The sequence below is a fragment of the Pantoea osteomyelitidis genome, from assembly GCF_044342975.1.
GTDB classification, from domain to species: domain Bacteria; phylum Pseudomonadota; class Gammaproteobacteria; order Enterobacterales; family Enterobacteriaceae; genus Pantoea; species Pantoea osteomyelitidis.
Window position 1 is genome coordinate 170,634 of record NZ_JBGFSN010000004.1, and the last position, 16,283, is coordinate 186,916.

At 54.2% G+C, this 16,283-nt stretch carries 16 protein-coding genes and 1 other RNA gene; 11 read left to right on the forward strand and 6 right to left on the reverse strand.

The window, feature by feature from the left end; genetic code table 11:
- Positions 1 to 62 precede the first annotated feature (62 nt).
- The 5 genes from lon (at position 63) to ABU178_RS05755 (ending at position 5,979) form a co-directional block, all read left to right on the forward strand.
- Positions 63 to 2,417 carry an endopeptidase La gene (gene lon / locus ABU178_RS05735; RefSeq protein WP_397212858.1) on the forward strand — a complete coding sequence of 785 codons (2,355 nt, stop codon included), beginning with the start codon at positions 63 to 65 and terminating at the stop codon, positions 2,415 to 2,417.
- A 211-nt stretch (positions 2,418 to 2,628) separates the two neighbouring features.
- Positions 2,629 to 2,901, forward strand: a complete 273-nt coding sequence (hupB, locus tag ABU178_RS05740; RefSeq protein WP_159859919.1) for a nucleoid-associated protein HU-beta — start codon at positions 2,629 to 2,631, stop codon at positions 2,899 to 2,901.
- Between the two features lie 247 nt (positions 2,902 to 3,148).
- A complete protein-coding gene (ppiD, locus tag ABU178_RS05745; protein ID WP_397212859.1) occupies positions 3,149 to 5,017 on the forward strand; it encodes a peptidylprolyl isomerase in 1,869 nt (622 codons plus the stop codon).
- A 138-nt stretch (positions 5,018 to 5,155) separates the two neighbouring features.
- On the forward strand, positions 5,156 to 5,479 hold the full coding sequence (locus tag ABU178_RS05750; RefSeq protein ID WP_397212860.1) for a ComEA family DNA-binding protein: 324 nt from the start codon (positions 5,156 to 5,158) through the stop codon (positions 5,477 to 5,479).
- A 101-nt stretch (positions 5,480 to 5,580) separates the two neighbouring features.
- The gene (locus ABU178_RS05755; RefSeq protein ID WP_397212862.1) at positions 5,581 to 5,979 is read left to right on the forward strand and encodes an acyl-CoA thioesterase; all 399 of its coding nucleotides are present in this window, start codon (positions 5,581 to 5,583) and stop codon (positions 5,977 to 5,979) included.
- A gap of 50 nt (positions 5,980 to 6,029) precedes the next feature.
- Here the strand turns inward: ABU178_RS05755 and queC are convergent, their stop codons facing one another.
- Positions 6,030 to 6,725, reverse strand: coding sequence for a 7-cyano-7-deazaguanine synthase QueC (gene queC, locus ABU178_RS05760; protein ID WP_397212864.1), 696 nt, complete (start codon positions 6,723 to 6,725; stop codon positions 6,030 to 6,032).
- A gap of 274 nt (positions 6,726 to 6,999) precedes the next feature.
- Here queC and ABU178_RS05765 point away from each other — a divergent pair, with 274 nt between their 5' ends.
- The 4 genes from ABU178_RS05765 to amtB all read left to right on the forward strand — a co-directional run bounded on the left by ABU178_RS05765 (position 7,000) and on the right by amtB (position 12,454).
- Entirely contained in the window at positions 7,000 to 8,769 is a 1,770-nt protein-coding gene (locus ABU178_RS05765) for a SmdA family multidrug ABC transporter permease/ATP-binding protein (protein ID WP_397212866.1), read from the forward strand.
- On the forward strand, positions 8,762 to 10,537 hold the full coding sequence (locus ABU178_RS05770) for a SmdB family multidrug efflux ABC transporter permease/ATP-binding protein (protein ID WP_397212868.1): 1,776 nt from the start codon (positions 8,762 to 8,764) through the stop codon (positions 10,535 to 10,537). Before ABU178_RS05765 ends, ABU178_RS05770 begins: the two co-directional genes overlap by 8 nt.
- Before the next feature lie 258 nt (positions 10,538 to 10,795).
- Positions 10,796 to 11,134: a P-II family nitrogen regulator gene (glnK, locus tag ABU178_RS05775; RefSeq protein ID WP_007886947.1), complete on the forward strand. Its 339-nt coding sequence runs from the start codon at positions 10,796 to 10,798 to the stop codon at positions 11,132 to 11,134.
- Between the two features lie 33 nt (positions 11,135 to 11,167).
- Complete coding sequence (gene amtB, locus ABU178_RS05780; RefSeq protein ID WP_397212872.1) at positions 11,168 to 12,454, forward strand: ammonium transporter AmtB; 1,287 nt, start codon at positions 11,168 to 11,170, stop codon at positions 12,452 to 12,454.
- A gap of 72 nt (positions 12,455 to 12,526) precedes the next feature.
- Here the strand turns inward: amtB and tesB are convergent, their stop codons facing one another.
- The gene (tesB, locus tag ABU178_RS05785) at positions 12,527 to 13,390 is read right to left on the reverse strand and encodes an acyl-CoA thioesterase II (RefSeq protein ID WP_397212873.1); all 864 of its coding nucleotides are present in this window, start codon (positions 13,388 to 13,390) and stop codon (positions 12,527 to 12,529) included.
- A 203-nt stretch (positions 13,391 to 13,593) separates the two neighbouring features.
- Here tesB and ABU178_RS05790 point away from each other — a divergent pair, with 203 nt between their 5' ends.
- Positions 13,594 to 14,151, forward strand: a complete 558-nt coding sequence (locus ABU178_RS05790) for a YbaY family lipoprotein (RefSeq protein WP_397212875.1) — start codon at positions 13,594 to 13,596, stop codon at positions 14,149 to 14,151.
- Positions 14,152 to 14,182: 31 nt separating this feature from the next.
- Here ABU178_RS05790 and ABU178_RS05795 read toward each other — a convergent pair whose 3' ends face one another.
- On the reverse strand, positions 14,183 to 14,494 hold the full coding sequence (locus ABU178_RS05795; RefSeq protein ID WP_397212877.1) for an MGMT family protein: 312 nt from the start codon (positions 14,492 to 14,494) through the stop codon (positions 14,183 to 14,185).
- Between the two features lie 188 nt (positions 14,495 to 14,682).
- On the opposite strand from ABU178_RS05795, the gene ffs reads away from it, so the two are divergent.
- Positions 14,683 to 14,779, forward strand: an RNA gene (gene ffs, locus ABU178_RS05800) — signal recognition particle sRNA small type.
- Positions 14,780 to 14,943: 164 nt separating this feature from the next.
- On the opposite strand, the gene ABU178_RS05805 is transcribed toward ffs, so the two are convergent.
- The 3 genes from ABU178_RS05805 to ABU178_RS05815 all read right to left on the reverse strand — a co-directional run bounded on the left by ABU178_RS05805 (position 14,944) and on the right by ABU178_RS05815 (position 16,066).
- A complete protein-coding gene (locus tag ABU178_RS05805) occupies positions 14,944 to 15,162 on the reverse strand; it encodes an HHA domain-containing protein (RefSeq protein ID WP_312240340.1) in 219 nt (72 codons plus the stop codon).
- A gap of 24 nt (positions 15,163 to 15,186) precedes the next feature.
- A complete protein-coding gene (gene tomB, locus ABU178_RS05810; protein WP_397212879.1) occupies positions 15,187 to 15,564 on the reverse strand; it encodes an Hha toxicity modulator TomB in 378 nt (125 codons plus the stop codon).
- Positions 15,565 to 15,712: 148 nt separating this feature from the next.
- Positions 15,713 to 16,066, reverse strand: a complete 354-nt coding sequence (locus ABU178_RS05815; protein ID WP_397212881.1) for a hypothetical protein — start codon at positions 16,064 to 16,066, stop codon at positions 15,713 to 15,715.
- Positions 16,067 to 16,283: the final 217 nt, after the last annotated feature.

Consider the following 16,283-nt stretch of genomic DNA (forward strand, 5'->3'; position numbering starts at 1 on the left):
GCACATTCCCTGCATTATGCGGTGCCCATCACCTGGCGGACTTTAAACTAAGAGAGAGCTCTATGAATCCTGAGCGTTCTGAACGCATTGAAATCCCTGTGTTGCCGTTGCGCGACGTGGTGGTTTATCCGCACATGGTAATTCCGTTGTTTGTTGGTCGGGAAAAATCGATTCGGTGCCTCGAAGCCGCGATGGATCAAGATAAAAAGATCATGCTGGTAGCACAGAAAGAGGCTTCAACGGATGAACCTGGCATTAACGATCTTTTTTCTGTAGGGACCGTTGCGTCTGTACTGCAGATGCTCAAACTGCCCGACGGCACGGTTAAAGTGCTGGTGGAAGGTCTGCAGCGTGCGCACATCACCACACTGTCCGATAATGGCGATCACTTTGTCGCCCAGGCGGAATACCTGGCATCGCCGGATATTGACGAGCGTGAGCAGGAAGTGCTGGTACGCACCGCGATTAATCAGTTTGAAGGCTACATCAAGCTCAACAAAAAGATTCCGCCTGAGGTGCTGACCTCACTGAATAATATTGATGATGCGGCTCGCTTAGCGGATACCGTGGCGGCGCATATGCCCTTGAAGCTGGCGGACAAGCAGTCGGTGTTGGAAATGTCCGACATCAACGAACGTCTGGAATACCTGATGGCGATGATGGAGTCGGAAATTGACCTGCTGCAGGTCGAGAAACGCATCCGTAACCGCGTCAAAAAGCAGATGGAAAAAAGCCAGCGCGAGTACTATCTGAATGAGCAGATGAAAGCTATTCAGAAAGAGCTGGGCGAAATGGATGACGCGCCTGACGAATATGAGGCGCTGAAACGCAAAATCGATGCGGCGAAAATGCCGCAGGAAGCGCGTGACAAAGCGGAAGCCGAGCTGCAGAAGCTGAAGATGATGTCGCCGATGTCGGCAGAAGCCACGGTGGTACGTGGCTATATCGACTGGATGGTGCAGGTTCCATGGAACGCGCGCAGCAAAGTGAAAAAAGATCTGCGTAAAGCGCAGGAAACGCTGGATACCGACCACTATGGTCTGGAGCGCGTGAAAGATCGCATCCTTGAGTATCTTGCGGTGCAGAGTCGCGTCAGCAAAATCAAAGGGCCGATTCTCTGCCTGGTGGGACCGCCGGGCGTGGGTAAAACCTCGTTGGGACAGTCGATTGCCAGAGCCACCGGACGTAAATATGTGCGTATGGCGCTGGGCGGCGTACGTGACGAAGCTGAAATTCGCGGGCACCGTCGTACCTATATCGGCTCCATGCCGGGCAAGCTGATCCAGAAAATGGCGAAGGTCGGGGTGAAAAACCCGCTGTTCCTGCTGGATGAGATCGATAAAATGTCCTCGGATATGCGTGGCGACCCCGCGTCAGCGCTGCTGGAAGTGCTTGATCCGGAGCAGAATATCGCCTTTAACGATCACTATCTGGAAGTAGATTACGATCTCTCCGATGTGATGTTTGTCGCGACCTCCAACTCCATGAACATTCCGGCGCCGCTGCTGGATCGTATGGAAGTGATCCGGCTTTCCGGCTATACGGAAGATGAGAAGCTGAACATCGCGAAGCAGCATCTGCTGCCCAAGCAGATTGAACGTAACGCGCTGAAGAAAGCGGAAATCACCGTGGATGACAGCGCGATCATCGGCATTATCCGTTACTACACCCGTGAAGCGGGCGTGCGTAGTCTGGAACGCGAGCTGTCAAAACTCTGTCGTAAGGCGGTGAAAACCTTACTGATGGATAGCTCGAAAAAGCATATCGTGATCAATGGTGAAAACCTGAAGGATTTCCTCGGTGTGCAGCGTTTCGACTATGGTCGCGCCGACAGCGAAAATCGCGTCGGGCAGGTAACCGGTCTGGCCTGGACCGAAGTAGGCGGCGATCTGCTCACTATCGAAACCGCCTGCGTGCCGGGCAAAGGTAAACTGACCTATACCGGTTCGCTGGGTGAAGTGATGCAGGAATCGATTCAGGCGGCACTAACCGTGGTACGCGCCCGGGCTGAAAAGCTGGGCATCAACGGCGATTTTTACGAGAAGCGTGATATTCACGTGCACGTACCGGAAGGCGCCACGCCGAAAGATGGCCCAAGCGCCGGTATCGCGATGTGTACCGCGCTGGTTTCTTGTCTGACAGGCAACCCGGTTCGCTCGGATGTGGCGATGACCGGTGAAATCACTCTGCGTGGACAGGTGTTACCGATTGGCGGCTTAAAAGAGAAGCTGCTGGCGGCCCACCGCGGCGGCATTAAAACCGTGCTGATCCCGGATGACAACAAACGCGATCTGGAAGAGATTCCACAGAACGTGATTGCCGATCTCGACATCCATCCGGTTAAACGCATTGAAGAAGTGCTGAACCTGGCGCTGGAAAACGCACCCTATGGTATGCAGGTCGCTACAGCAAAATAGTGATTAAAGACAAATACCCTTAAAAAGCGAAGCTGGTAAGCAAATTGATGCTTGCCAGCTTTTTTTTGTGCCGCTAATTTAGGTGGCTGCGGAAATGACGTTTAAGATGAATACCGTTGTTTCGGCTCCACAGGCTTGATATAACTTGCTGCGCGTTCGTATCCGGCGGGAAGCGGGATACGAGGTGAATAATAAAGAGGGGATGAAAAAAGTGAATAAGTCACAATTGATCGACAAAATTGCTGCGGATGCTGACATTTCTAAAGCGGCAGCTGGACGTGTGTTGGATGCATTTATGGATTCTGTTTCAGATGCGCTGAAAGGCGGCGATGAAGTGGCGCTGGTCGGCTTCGGCACCTTCTCGGTACGTGAGCGCGCTGCTCGTACCGGCCGCAATCCGCAGACCGGCAAAGAGATCACCATTCCGGCTGGCAAAGTGCCGGGCTTCCGTGCAGGCAAAGCGCTGAAAGACGCTGTCAACTAATGACAGATAGCCATTGAAGCATTTTCTTCAGTGGATTGCGGACGGGTCACGCGTTCTCATGTAACATACGGGCACATCACTAATGATGTGCCTTTTTTTATCTTGATGCGTGACGATCGGCCTTTGGCTTTTGTCTGCGCATGGCTGATAGCTGCCAGCCTGAACCGCAGCTGTGTGGCGCGCCTGTCCTGAGCAGGTCGCTGCGCCTTAGCTTTATATTCACACTACAGCGGAGTGTTGTCATACCATGATGGACAATTTACGCGCGGCGTCGAATCATGTCGTGCTCAAGATTCTTTTGGGACTGATCATCCTCTCTTTTGTGCTGACCGGTGTCGGCAACTATCTGATTGGCGGTGGCGGCGATTACGCTGCGAAAGTTAACGGCGATGAAATCAGCCGGGCGCAGCTTGAGCGCGCTTATAACAGCGAGCGCAGCCGCCAGCAACAGATGCTGGGCGATCAGTTCTCTCAGCTCGCCAGCAACGAAGGCTACATGCAGCAAATGCGTCAGCAGGCGCTCTCTCAGCTGATTGATGAAACCCTGCTCGATCAGTATGTGAAAGAGCTGAACATCGCCATCGGCGACGATCAAATCAAACAGGCGATTTTCAATCAGCAGGCTTTTCAGACCAACGGCAAGTTCGATAACGCCAAATATAACGGACTTATCGGCAGCATGGGCTTTACTGCCGATCAATATGCTGAAGCCTTGCGCAAGCAGCTGGCGACGCAGCAGCTGATCAACTCCGTCGCCAATACCGATTTCATGCTGAAAGGCGAAACGGATAAGTTGGTCGGCCTGGTATCGCAGCAGCGTCAGATTCGTCAGGCAACCATTGATGTCAATGCGCTGGCGGCGAAGCAGAGCGTTACTGCGGATGAGATCGGTCAGTATTACCAGCAGCATAAAAACAGCTTTATGGCGCCGGAGCAGTACCGCGTCAGCTATATCAAACTGGACGCCGCCAGCATGCAGAGCGCGGCCAGCGATGCGGATATTCAAAGCTGGTACGACCAACATAAAGCAGACTACTCTCAGCCGCAGCGTAGCCGTTTCAGCGTTATTCAGACCAAAACTCAGGCTGACGCCGACGCGGTGCTGGCTCAGCTGAAAAACGGCGGCGATTTCGCCGCTCTGGCGAAAGAGAAATCGATCGATCCGATTTCGGCGCGTAAAGGCGGCGATATGGGCTGGCTGGAGCCGGGCACCACGCCGGACGAGCTGAAAAATGCCAACTTAACGCAGAAAGGGCAGCTGTCAGGCGTGATCAAATCGTCGGTCGGCTTTCTGATCGTTCGCCTCGACGACGTACAGGCGGAGCAGGTTAAACCGCTGGCTGAAGTACGTGACGCCGTTGCGCAGAAGGTGAAGCAGGAAAAAGCGGTAGATACCTTCTATAAGCTGCAGCAGAAAGTGAGCGAAGCGGCCAGCAACGATAACGAATCGTTGGCAGGCGCAGAGCAGGCGGCTGGCGTCAAGGCGACGGAAACCGGCTGGTTCAACCGCGATAGCGTGCCACAAGATCTCGATTTCGATCAGGTTAAGCAGGCAATTTTCAATGGTGGTCTGGTGGGTGAAAATGGTGCGCCGGGTAATAACTCCGACATCATTACCGTTGATGGCGATCGCGCCTTTGTGCTGCGCATCAACGAGCATAAACCGGAAGCGGTAAAAGCACTGGACGAAGTGAAAGGCCAGATTGCCGATACCCTGAAGCATGATAAAGCGGAACAGCAGGCTAAAGCGCAGGCGGATAAAATCCTCGCCGATCTGAAAGCGGGCAAGCAGGATGCGTTCACCGCCGCAGGCCTGAGTTTCGGCGAGAGCAAAACGGTTGATCGCAACACGCAGGATCCGGTTGCCCAGGCGGCGTTTAATCTGCCACAGCCGGAAGCCGCGCATCCCTCTTTTGGCGTCAGTGAAGATATGCAGGGCAACGTTGTGCTGCTCGTGCTTGATAAGGTCAGCGTCGGCTCAATGCCGCAAGGCCAGGTTGATCAGATGGTGAAAGGCGTCACGCAAAACAATGCGCAGATCGCTTTCGAAGCGCTGCTGCAAAGCCTGCGTAAAGAAGCAAAAATCAAATACGGTGCGGCGGCGCAAATGCAGTAAGCCTCGCAAAAAAAACGTAATTGATGAGATAAACAAAGGCCGCTTATGCGGCCTTTTCCATTTCCGCATTTCGCCTTTTGTCGTGCGGTTTCCGCTGTGACACCCTGTGTTCGCTGTGAAACACAAGGAGAAAACAGTATGTTTAAACAAACCATTACCGCATTTTATTTGACGCTGGCGCTCGGCGGCGCACTTTACACCCACGCACTTTCGGCGGCAGAAGCGCCTTCGGAAACACTGGCCAGCCAGGTTTCGGCGGCGCAGGAGCAGCAAATCAGCATCAACGAGGCGAGTGCTGAACAGCTGGCTGCCGCTATGAATGGCATCGGATTGAAAAAGGCGCAATCTATCGTCAGCTATCGCGAACAGTACGGGCCGTTTACCGCGATTGAGCAGCTGAAAGAGGTGCCTGGCATCGGCAACGCGCTGATTGAGCGTAATGCGTCCCGCCTGAAACTGTGACATCACTCGCAGCCGCAGAGAAATGCCGGTTACGCCAGAATGCCTCTGCTACGCTGATCAGGTCATACCAGTTAACCGATTTTCTGGAGGAGCCGTGGTCTATGCGAACCTTGATAAAAGTGCGTGGATATCATCTTGATGTTTATCAGCATGTGAACAATGCGCGTTATCTGGAATTCCTTGAAGAGGCGCGCTGGCAGTGGCTGGAGCAGGCTGAAGCCTTTGACTGGCTGGTGGCGCAAAAACTGGCGTTTGTCGTGGTAAATATCAATATCAACTATCGTCGCCCGGCGGTGCTGGGTGATGTGTTGCAAATAGATAGCGAAGTGATGCAGCTGAACGGCAAAAGTGGTGTACTGGCGCAGCGTGTGGTGCTGGCAAGCGATCAAACTCTGGTTGCCGATGCCACTCTCACCTTTGTCTGTATCGACCTTTCCAGCCAGAAAACGGTATCGATTGAAGGCGCGTTAAAGCAGCGTTTGCAGGCCTTGATGGAGTAAAAGAGAAAAAGGTGGCGGCAGAGCCGAGACAGGACTTTGCCGCCAGCGGCTCAAATCAGCCCGCTTTTCGCTTTCATGGCGGCCATGACGCTTTCCGCGTTATCGAGGTAAGTTTGCAGGCCATTGGCGCGCAGATGGCAGGCCGCGCACTCGCCGCAGCCATCGCCCTTTATGCCGTTATAGCAGGTTAAGGTTTGCTGACGAACCAGCGGGAGCTGCCGCCAGTAATCCGCCAGCGCCCAGGTTTCCGCTTTATTCAGCCACATCAGCGGCGTTTCGAAACGAACGTCGCGCGCCATGCCCAGTTTTACGGCTGCGTTGAGCGCTTTAACAAACTCATCACGGCAGTCAGGGTAGCCGGAAAAATCCGTTTCACAGACGCCGGTAATCACGGCTTCTGCCTCAACCTGGTAAGCATAAATAGAGGCCAGCGTAAGAAAAAGAATATTCCGGCCGGGCACGAAAGTGCTGGGCAAGCCGCTGGCGTCGGGATCGTAAGCGGGCACCGGAATGCTGTCGCGCGTCAGGCTGCTGATGGCGAGTTCATTTAACAGGGTTACATCCAGCACCTTATGCGCCCGCGCGCCCAGCTGCTGCGCCAACTCGCGCGCCACCTCAATCTCTTCGCGATGACGCTGACCGTAATCAAAAGTGACGCAGTGCACTTCGTCATATTGCTGAAGCGCCTGAATTAAACAGGTGGTGGAGTCTTGTCCACCGCTAAAAACGACCACGGCTCGTTTCATTATCAATGTCCCGATAAAAAATTTGCGTCTATGGTAATGCGAGTTGCCGTTGGTGAACAGGGCTATCGGGGCAGCGGGAAGGAAGCGGTACAGCCATCTGATAGCGTGCGGGCATACAGAAGGGGGCACTGTCAGGAAAACAGCGTTTCCCGATTCCGTTATAATGGCGATCATGGATAAAGCGTCTTCTTCCGGGCTTCGCCATGGAAGAGATGAATCAGTCCGGCTCCACTCCCGGCCTCGCAAGGTCAGAAAATAAATTGAGAGCAGTGTTGTGCGATTATTCAGCCAGTTAAGTTGGTTTTTTTTGCGCGAGTGGCGGCGATATTTGGGCGCTGTTTCCTTGCTGATTATTATTGCCCTGCTGCAGTTGCTGCCGCCGCATCTGGTGGGCGTGATTGTCGATGGCGTGACGAACCACAGCCTGAGCAGCGGTCGTCTCATGATGTGGATTGGCGTGATGATGTTGACCGCGGCGATCGTCTATCTGCTGCGCTACGTCTGGCGCGTGCTGCTGTTTGGCGCCTCCTATCAGCTGGCGGTCGAGCTGCGAGAAGATTTTTACCGCCAGCTCAGCCGTCAGCATCCGGCATTTTACCTGCGCCATCGCACCGGCGATCTGATTGCCCGCGCGACGAACGATGTTGATCGCGTGGTGTTTGCCGCCGGTGAAGGGGTGCTGACACTGGTAGATTCGCTGGTGATGGGGCTGGTGGTACTGCTGGTGATGAGTACGCAAATCAGCTGGCAGTTAACCCTGCTGGCGCTGGTGCCGATGCCCGTCATGGCAGTGGTTATTCATCGTTACGGCAATCAACTGCACGCGCGTTTTAAACTGTCGCAGGCCGCTTTTTCCAGCCTGAACGATCAGACCCAGGAAAGCCTGACCAGTATCCGTATGATCAAAGCGTTTGGTCTGGAAGCGCATCAGTCGCAGCAGTTTGCCTCCATCGCCCGCGATACCGGTGAAAAAAACCTGCGCGTGGCACGCGTCGATGCCCGTTTCGATCCCACGATCTACATCGCCATCGGATTTTCTAACCTGTTAGCTATCGGCGGCGGCAGCTGGATGGTCTGGCATGGCATGTTGACGCTGGGCCAGCTTACCAGCTTCGTGATGTATCTCGGCCTGATGATTTGGCCGATGCTGGCGCTCGCCTGGATGTTCAATATTGTGGAACGCGGCAGCGCCGCCTGGAGCCGTATTCGCGCTCTGCTGGCGGAAGCGCCTGCGGTAGTGGATGGTCAAAAGCTGTTGCCGGAAGAACCAGGGATCCTGCAGGCGGCGATTCGCGAGTTTCGCTATCCGGCCAGCGCTGCGCCGGTGCTGCGCCAGATTAATTTTCAGCTCAGGCCCGGCCAGATGCTCGGGCTGTGCGGCGCGACCGGCAGCGGCAAAAGCACGCTGCTCAGCCTGATTCAGCGCCATTTCGATATTGACCACGGCGATATTTGCTATCACAACATTCCGTTGCCGCAGCTGCGCATAGACAGCTGGCGCAGCCGCCTGGCGGTGGTCAGCCAAACGCCATTTCTGTTCTCCGATACGGTCGCCAACAATATCGCGCTGGGCAAGCCCAATGCCAGCCAGGCGGAAATTGAGCACGTGGCGCAGCTCGCCTGCGTACATGAGGATATTTTACGTCTGCCGCAGGGGTATGAAACAGAAGTTGGGGAACGCGGCGTGATGCTTTCCGGCGGTCAAAAGCAGCGTATCTCTATTGCCCGCGCGCTGCTGTTGAATGCGGAGATCCTGATTCTCGACGATGCGCTGTCAGCGGTGGATGGCCGAACGGAACATGACATTTTGCATAATCTGCGCCAGTGGGGAGCGGGACGAACGTTGATTATCAGCGCTCACCGCCTTTCCGCCCTGACCGAGGCGAGTGAGATTATCGTATTAAACCAGGGAGCGATCGCTCAGCGCGGCGTGCATGAACAACTCGCCACACAACCTGGCTGGTATCGGGATATGTATCGCTATCAGCAGCTGGAAGCGGCGCTGGACGAGGATGAAAAAGAAAAAGGAGTAGCTCATGGCTAAATCTGCTCGTCTCTGGCCAACACTGAAACGACTGCTCGCCTACGGTAAACCCTGGCGTAAATCGCTCTCGCTGGCGGTGGGTATGTTGTGGGTTGCCGCAGCGGCCGAAGTGACCGGACCGGTGCTGGTCAGCTACTTTATCGATCGGCTGATCGCCAGGCATCAAATGCCTTGGGGAATCGTGGCAGGCCTGGTGGTCTGCTTTATCCTGCTGCAGTTGCTGGCTGCTGCGCTGCACTACTGGCAGGCGCTGCTGTTTAACCGTGCCGCTATCGGGGTCGTACAGCGTCTGCGCAGCGACGTGATGGAAGCCGCCCTGAAGCAGCCGCTGAGCGCGTTTGATACTCAGCCGGTGGGCCAGATTATCTCGCGCGTTACCAACGATACTGAAGTCATTAAAGATCTCTATGTGACTGTGGTGGCAACGGTGCTGCGCAGCGCGGCTTTGATCGGCGCGATGCTGGTGGCGATGTTCAGCCTTGACTGGCGCATGGCGCTGGTGGCGCTGGTGATGTTTCCGCTGGTGCTGACGGTCATGTTTATCTACCAGCGCTACAGTACGCCGATCGCCCGCCGGGTACGCAGTTATCTGGCCGACATCAATAACGGCTTTAATGAAGTAATTAACGGCATGAGCGTTATCCAGCAGTTCCGCCAGCAGGCGCGGTTCGGTGAGCGCATGGGCGAGGCGAGCCGCTCGCACTATCTGGCGCGCATGGAGACCCTGCGCCTTGACGGTTTTCTGCTGCGTCCATTGCTGAGTCTGTTTACCGCCGCCATTTTGTGCGGTCTGCTGCTGCTGTTCAGCTTCTCCACGCCGGGCGTGTTTGAAGTCGGCGTGCTCTACGCTTTTATCACTTACCTGGGACGCTTAAACGAGCCGCTTATCGAACTGACCACGCAGCAGTCGATGTTGCAGCAGGCGGTGGTCGCCGGCGAGCGTATCTTTGAGCTGATTGATGCCCCGCAGCAGGGCTATGGCACGGATAACCGTCCGCTCGCCTCCGGCCGCATTGCGCTGCGCGCGCTGAGCTTCGCCTATCGCGCCGATCGTGATGTGCTGAGCGATATCAGTCTGGAGATGCCGTCGCGCAGCTTTATCGCGCTGGTCGGCCATACCGGCAGCGGTAAAAGCACGTTGGCGAACCTGCTGATGGGCTACTATCCGGTAACGCGCGGCGAGATCCTGCTTGACGATCGACCGCTCAGCCAGTTGACGCATCAGGTGCTGCGGCGCGGCGTAGCGATGGTGCAGCAGGATCCAGTGGTGCTGGCCGATTCGCTGTTCGCCAATGTGCGGCTGGGACGCGATATCAGCGAAGAGGCGGTCTGGCAGGCGCTGGAACAGGTTCAGCTTGCCAGTCTGGCGCATGCGCTGCCGGAAGGGATTCATACCCCGCTGGGCGAGCAGGGAAATAATCTGTCGGTCGGGCAGAAACAGTTGCTGGCGCTGGCACGGGTACTGGTGGATCTGCCGCAAATCCTGATCCTGGACGAAGCCACCGCCAATATTGATTCCGGTACTGAGCAGGCGATCCAGCAAACACTGCACGCTATTCGCCAGCACACTACGCTGGTGGTGATTGCGCACCGTTTATCCACCATCACGGAAGCGGATACCATCCTGGTTCTGCATCGCGGTCATGTGGTGGAGCAGGGCGATCATATGGCGCTCCTGACGCAGCAGGGCCGTTACTGGCAGATGTTTCAGCTGCAGCAGGCGGGAGATGAACTCGCCATGGGCATACCCATGACCGCAGAAGGGTGATTTGCACCTTTTCTGCGCACATTTATCAGAATATTCTGTATAAATGCACCTCTTTGACGCTGCAAGCACCAAAGAGGTGCATCGCCGTCACGCTTTTTACTCTGTTTTTGTCGTTTCCCCGCCTTTTATCAGTAAACGAGCCGCATCAGAGCTTGCCTGAACCCCGGCCTAATCGCTTTTTTTATTTATGGCACAACCTTTGCTTATATCCCTGCGTGTCCGGTACGACTTACTTATTTAATACCTGGAGGGGATCCTATGAAGCTGGTTACCGTGGTAATCAAACCGTTTAAGCTGGAGGACGTGCGTGAAGCCTTGTCCTCTATTGGCATTCAGGGACTGACTGTCACCGAAGTAAAAGGTTTTGGTCGCCAGAAAGGTCACGCAGAGCTTTACCGCGGTGCCGAGTACAGCGTGAACTTCCTGCCCAAAGTCAAAATTGATATCGCGATTGCTGACGATCAGCTGGATGAAGTGGTTGATGTTATCAGCAAAGCGGCCTACACCGGCAAAATTGGCGACGGCAAAATTTTCGTTGCGGAGTTGCAACGCGTTATCCGTATTCGTACCGGCGAGACCGACGAAGCAGCATTGTAAATTGGGCTCTGTATTGTGATGGGATGGAAAGAAATGAATAAAATACTCACCAAGTTGGGCCTGACGAGCCTGGCACTGTTACCATCGCTTGCGATGGCTGCACCTGCCGTTGCGGACAAGGCTGATAATGCATTTATGATGATTTGCACCGCTCTGGTGCTGTTTATGTCAATTCCGGGTATCGCACTGTTCTACGGCGGTTTGATTCGCGGTAAAAACGTACTCTCTATGCTGACCCAGGTAGCGGTAACTTTTTCACTGGTTTGCGTGCTGTGGATGGTTTACGGCTATTCACTGGCCTTCAGCGAAGGTAACGCTTTCTTCGGCAGTTTCCAGTGGGCGATGCTGAAAAATATCGAGCTGACGGCGGTGATGGGCTCCTTCTATCAGTACATTCACGTCGCGTTCCAGGCTTCTTTCGCCTGTATCACCGTGGGTCTGATCGTTGGTTCCATTGCAGAACGTATTCGCTTCTCTGCCGTGCTGATCTTTGTAGTGATTTGGGTCACACTGGCTTATCTGCCGATTGCGCACATGGTCTGGGCAGGCGGTTTCCTGGCGCAGGATGGCGCGCTGGACTTCGCTGGCGGTACCGTGGTGCATATCAACGCCGCGATTGCGGGCCTGGTGGGCGCTTATCTGGTAGGCAAACGTGCTGGCTTCGGTAAAGAGGCATTCAAACCGCATAACCTGCCGATGGTATTTACCGGTACGGCGATCCTTTACGTTGGCTGGTTCGGCTTTAATGCCGGTTCCGCCTCTGCGGCTAATGAAATCGCTGCGCTGGCGTTCCTGAACACCGTGATGGCGACTGCCGGCGCGGTGCTTTCCTGGACCTTCGGCGAGTGGGCGCTGCGTGGTAAGCCTTCTCTGCTGGGCGCCTGCTCAGGCTTTATTGCCGGTCTGGTTGCCATCACTCCTGCCTGTGGTTACGTGGGCGTGGGCGGTGCGCTGATTATCGGTCTGGTCGGCGGTCTGGCTGGCCTGTGGGGCGTGACGACGCTGAAGAAATGGCTGCGTGTTGATGACCCGTGCGACGTGTTCGGCGTGCATGGCGTCTGCGGTATTGTGGGCTGTATCCTGACCGGCGTATTCGCTTCCTCTTCACTGGGCGGCGTGGGTTATGCGCAAGGCGTGACCATGGGCCATCAGGTTTGGGTTCAGCTGTTCAGCTGCGGCGTCACTATCGTCTGGTCTGGCGTGGTCGCGTTCATCGGCTTCAAACTGGCAGATATGATTGTTGGCCTGCGCGTACCGGAAGATCAGGAACGCGAAGGGCTGGATGTTAACAGCCACGGCGAGAATGCTTACAACCAGTAAGCCAGCCGGGCTGCAGAAGAGCAGTGCGCTAATAAAATAAAAAAGCCGGGGGCGAAAACATCGCCCCCTTTTTTATTGCTGACGCTGACGGATGACCCCTTCCTGCACCGTCGAAGCTACCAGTACGCCATCCTCGCTAAAAAACTCGCCGCGTACGAACCCGCGCGCGCCGGAAGCTGACGTGCTCACCACGCTATACAGTAGCCATTGGGTTAAATCAAAAGCACGATGAAACCACATCGAGTGATCGATGGTAGCGACCTGCATATCCATCTCAAGGAAACCTTTGCCGTGCGGCTGCAAGGCCACCGGGAGGAAGTTGAGATCCGAAGCATAACCCAACAGGTATTGATGAATACGCAGGTCGTCGGGCAGAGCGCCATTAGCACGAATCCAGACCTGACGCGCCGGTTCATCCACATGGCCCTTAAGCGGATTGTGAAATTTTACCGGACGGATATCGAAGGGACGCTCAGCGAGAAACTTATTGCGCGCTTGTTCCGGCAGCAGGGGAGCCAGTTTCTGCGCGATATCGTGCTCCGACACAAGTCCCTCCGGACCGGGTACGGCTGGCATCGTATGCTGATGCTCAAAGCCGGTTTCCGGCGCCTGAAAAGAGGCGGTCATATAAAAAATGGGATGGCCGTTTTGGATCGCACTGATGCGACGCGCGCTGAAGCTTTTGCCGTCACGCAGGTTTTCCACATCGTAGACAATCGCTTTCTGGCTGTCGCCGGGACGTAAAAAATAGCTGTGAAAAGAGTGAATAATGCGTTCTTCCGGCACCGTTTGTTTTGCCGCATAGAGTGCCTGTCCGACAACCTGCCCGCCAAACACCTGACGCAGCCCTAAATCTTCACTCTGGCCGCGAAACAGCCCCTCTTCCAGCTTCTCCAGATTCAACAGATTCAACAGATTGTGCAGCGCCTGGCTCATGGCATTTTCCTCAACAGAACGATGGGCTAAGTGTGAAAGATCCGACCAGTTGCCGTCAACGTTTCACTGCTGTTTCAGTGACGTAACGCGCTTGCCAGGCAGGTATTTGATTTTTGTGCCAGAATTAAGGCCATACAGCGGGTGATAAGCTGTGCGAAAAATTCGCTGCCGATAATCATTTTGATCATAAGGAGACGACATCAATGAAACCCTGGCAACTCATCAGCGGTGTAGCACTGGCGGTCGCAATGGCCGGTTGTGCTGATAAAAGTAGTGATGTGCCGACGCCCACGCTGGGCGCGCAGGTAGCGGGACAGCAGGCGGCAATTGCGCAGCCTAACGTGAGCGGTTCAATCTATATCCGGCAAAGAATTGCTCTGCCGCCTGATGCAGTACTGACCGTTACGCTGTCAGATGCTTCGATATCCGACGCGCCATCAAAAGTATTGTCGCAACGCGTAGTACGTACTCAAGGCAAACAGGCACCGTTCCAGTTTGTGCTGCCTTTTAATCCCGCCGATATCCAGCCCAACGCGCGCATTTTGCTGAGCGCAGCGATTACCGTCGACGGCAAAATGATGTTTATCACCGACGCGGTAAAACCGGTTATCAATCAGGGAGGCACCAAAGCTGAGCTGCTGCTGGTGCCGGTGCAGGGCGTGGCGATGCTGACGCAGCCGGGTGCGGCAACCACCGTTCCACCCACCTCTCCGACGCAGGTTACCCCTTCTTCTGCCGTACCCGCGCCGACCAGTCTGTAAATGACAACGCCCCATGCGGGGCGTTATTTATTTATGGCTGCCAGCGATATTTATCCAACGCCACGCGCCCGTCATCGGTGATCTCAATGCCTTCCGCCTCCAGCGCATCACGCTGACGAAAGAGATCGTCGCCCGTTAATGAGATCTGCCCGTGGCGATTTATCACCCGGTGCCAGGGAAGTTGGCTGCCCGCAGGCAGGCGTTTCAGCACGCCGCCAACCTGCCTTGCGGCGCGCGGGGAACCCGCCAGACGCGCCACGTCGCCATAAGTGGTTATTTTTCCGTAGGGAATCGCTGCCACGATTTGCCAGATGCGCTGTTGAAAACTGTGGTTGTCGGACATGAAAGTCGATCCTGTGAAATCATTACCGGACAGAATCTGGCATTGCCTCGCTTTTCAGGCTAGCTTTTTTACTTTTTTAGCGCGGCTTGTTCAAGAAACCAACGGTTACCCGCCATACGCTTGCAATTGGCAGGGGGTTCCCCGATAATGCCTGCGCTCTCCACACGAGAGCTTATCAATGGGGGCCCTGTTGGTTCTCCCGCAACGCTAACTTGTGAACTCGGTCAGGTCCGGAAGGAAGCAGCCGCAGCAGGCGACGCGTGTGCCGGGATGTAGCTGGCAGGGCCTCCACCATTTCTGATGTATAGTGCTTCCCGTCTTGTTCACTTCCGTTTTTCTGGCTGGCATTGCCTGAAGCCGATCCCTCGCCGGCAGGCAAATCGATGAAAAAAATAATGAAGGGCAGCGTAATAATATGCAGAGTGGAGAGCCGCGCTAACGCAGAATGCTTAGCGCACGTATTTCCATACGGAGCCGGGTACTTTGTCGTAAAGTTTGTTCATAGTCAGTTCAGCCAGACGATGATCGGCGGCAGAATAGAATACCGCCAGCTCATCTTCAGGCAGTTCATACTTGTTTTTTTCAATTACGCGTTCAAGCGTATCGATTGAACGACAGCGTCTGAGTCGCATCAAATAATCCGTTTTGGTCAAAGCCTTATTGTTCATAATTAAACCGTTCTTACGTTGTTGCTAAAAGGAGTGGCTCGGCTGTTGAAGAAAAGCGCTCTCTTCCGCAAAAAGATTAAATAAGCGTCTGGCTGAACGTTGCCATCGTTGAAGATCCTGCGTATTAATCCCATAGCTACTAAAAAGCATAAAGGTATCGTCAAGATATTCATCTATTTGCGTTATCAGCGTTTCATTCTCAGCATGTTTGATTTTGTAATTCATGGTGAAAGAAGCGATATGCTCAATCAAATCGTTGAGCTGTAAATTGCTCGCTGACGTTGGGTCATTTACCCAGCCATGATGGCTGTCGGTAAGGCTTGCCATACTTTCATCGAACAGATTCTCACACAAGAATTTAAGCTGGGCAATATCATGCCGTTTCGGTGAGTATTCGTCCATCTTTTTCCCCTCCATAGCTTGCACAGTTACCGCAGGGCGGCGAGTTAAGAGTAAAGTGGCCTGGAAGCGATTTTAATAACAGGTTAATTAGCGGACATAGTAAATATAAAACAAAATGATTAGCTCTGCTCACCTCAATTACTAAATATTACAATTCATCGGCAGGAGAGGAGCGAACGTTATCAATCACCTCAAACCTGAGCGCGCCAGCTGAAATGTGGAAATTTACAGACTCTTGCCGGGTAACCATTTCATTTAGATCCTGGCAGGGACTAAATAAATTCCATTCGAAAAGATAATGCATTTTAAATCGATCCGGGCCTGCATTTTCAACTGAAATAATTTTAAAACTATCGGGAACTAACTGCGCATTTTGCGAATACCACTGTAAGTCCCCCGCTAATGCTTCAGCAATTTTGGGAATATTCCGTTGAATAACCGCCATTAATGTTTCGCTATTGCGCTCGCCTGGCGCAATCTCACAATGAATAACAGGCTGCATCGCTTTCCTGATGAAGGGAGTTTAAAAACATATCATTAGCCTTCCGCTCACACTTTGCAAGCTCGCTGCTTACGGCGTTGTCTATTGTTGCGATATAGCGCTCAGGCCGGTATCCGCCCTCACTGTTATTACCATAGCCTGGATTTGCACGTTTTTGCGGATTCTCGTTAACTTTTGAAACATTTTGTGCAGTTTATTCCGGCGTGCGATGCGTTAC

Bases quoted from the DNA above. Each gene is read 5' to 3' on its own strand.
- amtB (WP_397212872.1), top strand. From the start codon at position 11,168: ATGAATAAAATACTCACCAAGTTGGGCCTGACGAGCCTGGCACTGTTA.
- glnK (WP_007886947.1), top strand. From the start codon at position 10,796: ATGAAGCTGGTTACCGTGGTAATCAAACCGTTTAAGCTGGAGGACGTG.
- ABU178_RS05790 (WP_397212875.1), top strand. From the start codon at position 13,594: ATGAAACCCTGGCAACTCATCAGCGGTGTAGCACTGGCGGTCGCAATG.
- tesB (WP_397212873.1), bottom strand. From the start codon at position 13,390: ATGAGCCAGGCGCTGCACAATCTGTTGAATCTGTTGAATCTGGAGAAG.
- ABU178_RS05805 (WP_312240340.1), bottom strand. From the start codon at position 15,162: ATGAACAATAAGGCTTTGACCAAAACGGATTATTTGATGCGACTCAGA.
- ABU178_RS05755 (WP_397212862.1), top strand. From the start codon at position 5,581: ATGCGAACCTTGATAAAAGTGCGTGGATATCATCTTGATGTTTATCAG.
- ppiD (WP_397212859.1), top strand. From the start codon at position 3,149: ATGATGGACAATTTACGCGCGGCGTCGAATCATGTCGTGCTCAAGATT.
- ABU178_RS05770 (WP_397212868.1), top strand. From the start codon at position 8,762: ATGGCTAAATCTGCTCGTCTCTGGCCAACACTGAAACGACTGCTCGCC.
- ABU178_RS05750 (WP_397212860.1), top strand. From the start codon at position 5,156: ATGTTTAAACAAACCATTACCGCATTTTATTTGACGCTGGCGCTCGGC.
- lon (WP_397212858.1), top strand. From the start codon at position 63: ATGAATCCTGAGCGTTCTGAACGCATTGAAATCCCTGTGTTGCCGTTG.
- tomB (WP_397212879.1), bottom strand. From the start codon at position 15,564: ATGGACGAATACTCACCGAAACGGCATGATATTGCCCAGCTTAAATTC.
- queC (WP_397212864.1), bottom strand. From the start codon at position 6,725: ATGAAACGAGCCGTGGTCGTTTTTAGCGGTGGACAAGACTCCACCACC.
- ABU178_RS05815 (WP_397212881.1), bottom strand. From the start codon at position 16,066: ATGCAGCCTGTTATTCATTGTGAGATTGCGCCAGGCGAGCGCAATAGC.
- ABU178_RS05795 (WP_397212877.1), bottom strand. From the start codon at position 14,494: ATGTCCGACAACCACAGTTTTCAACAGCGCATCTGGCAAATCGTGGCA.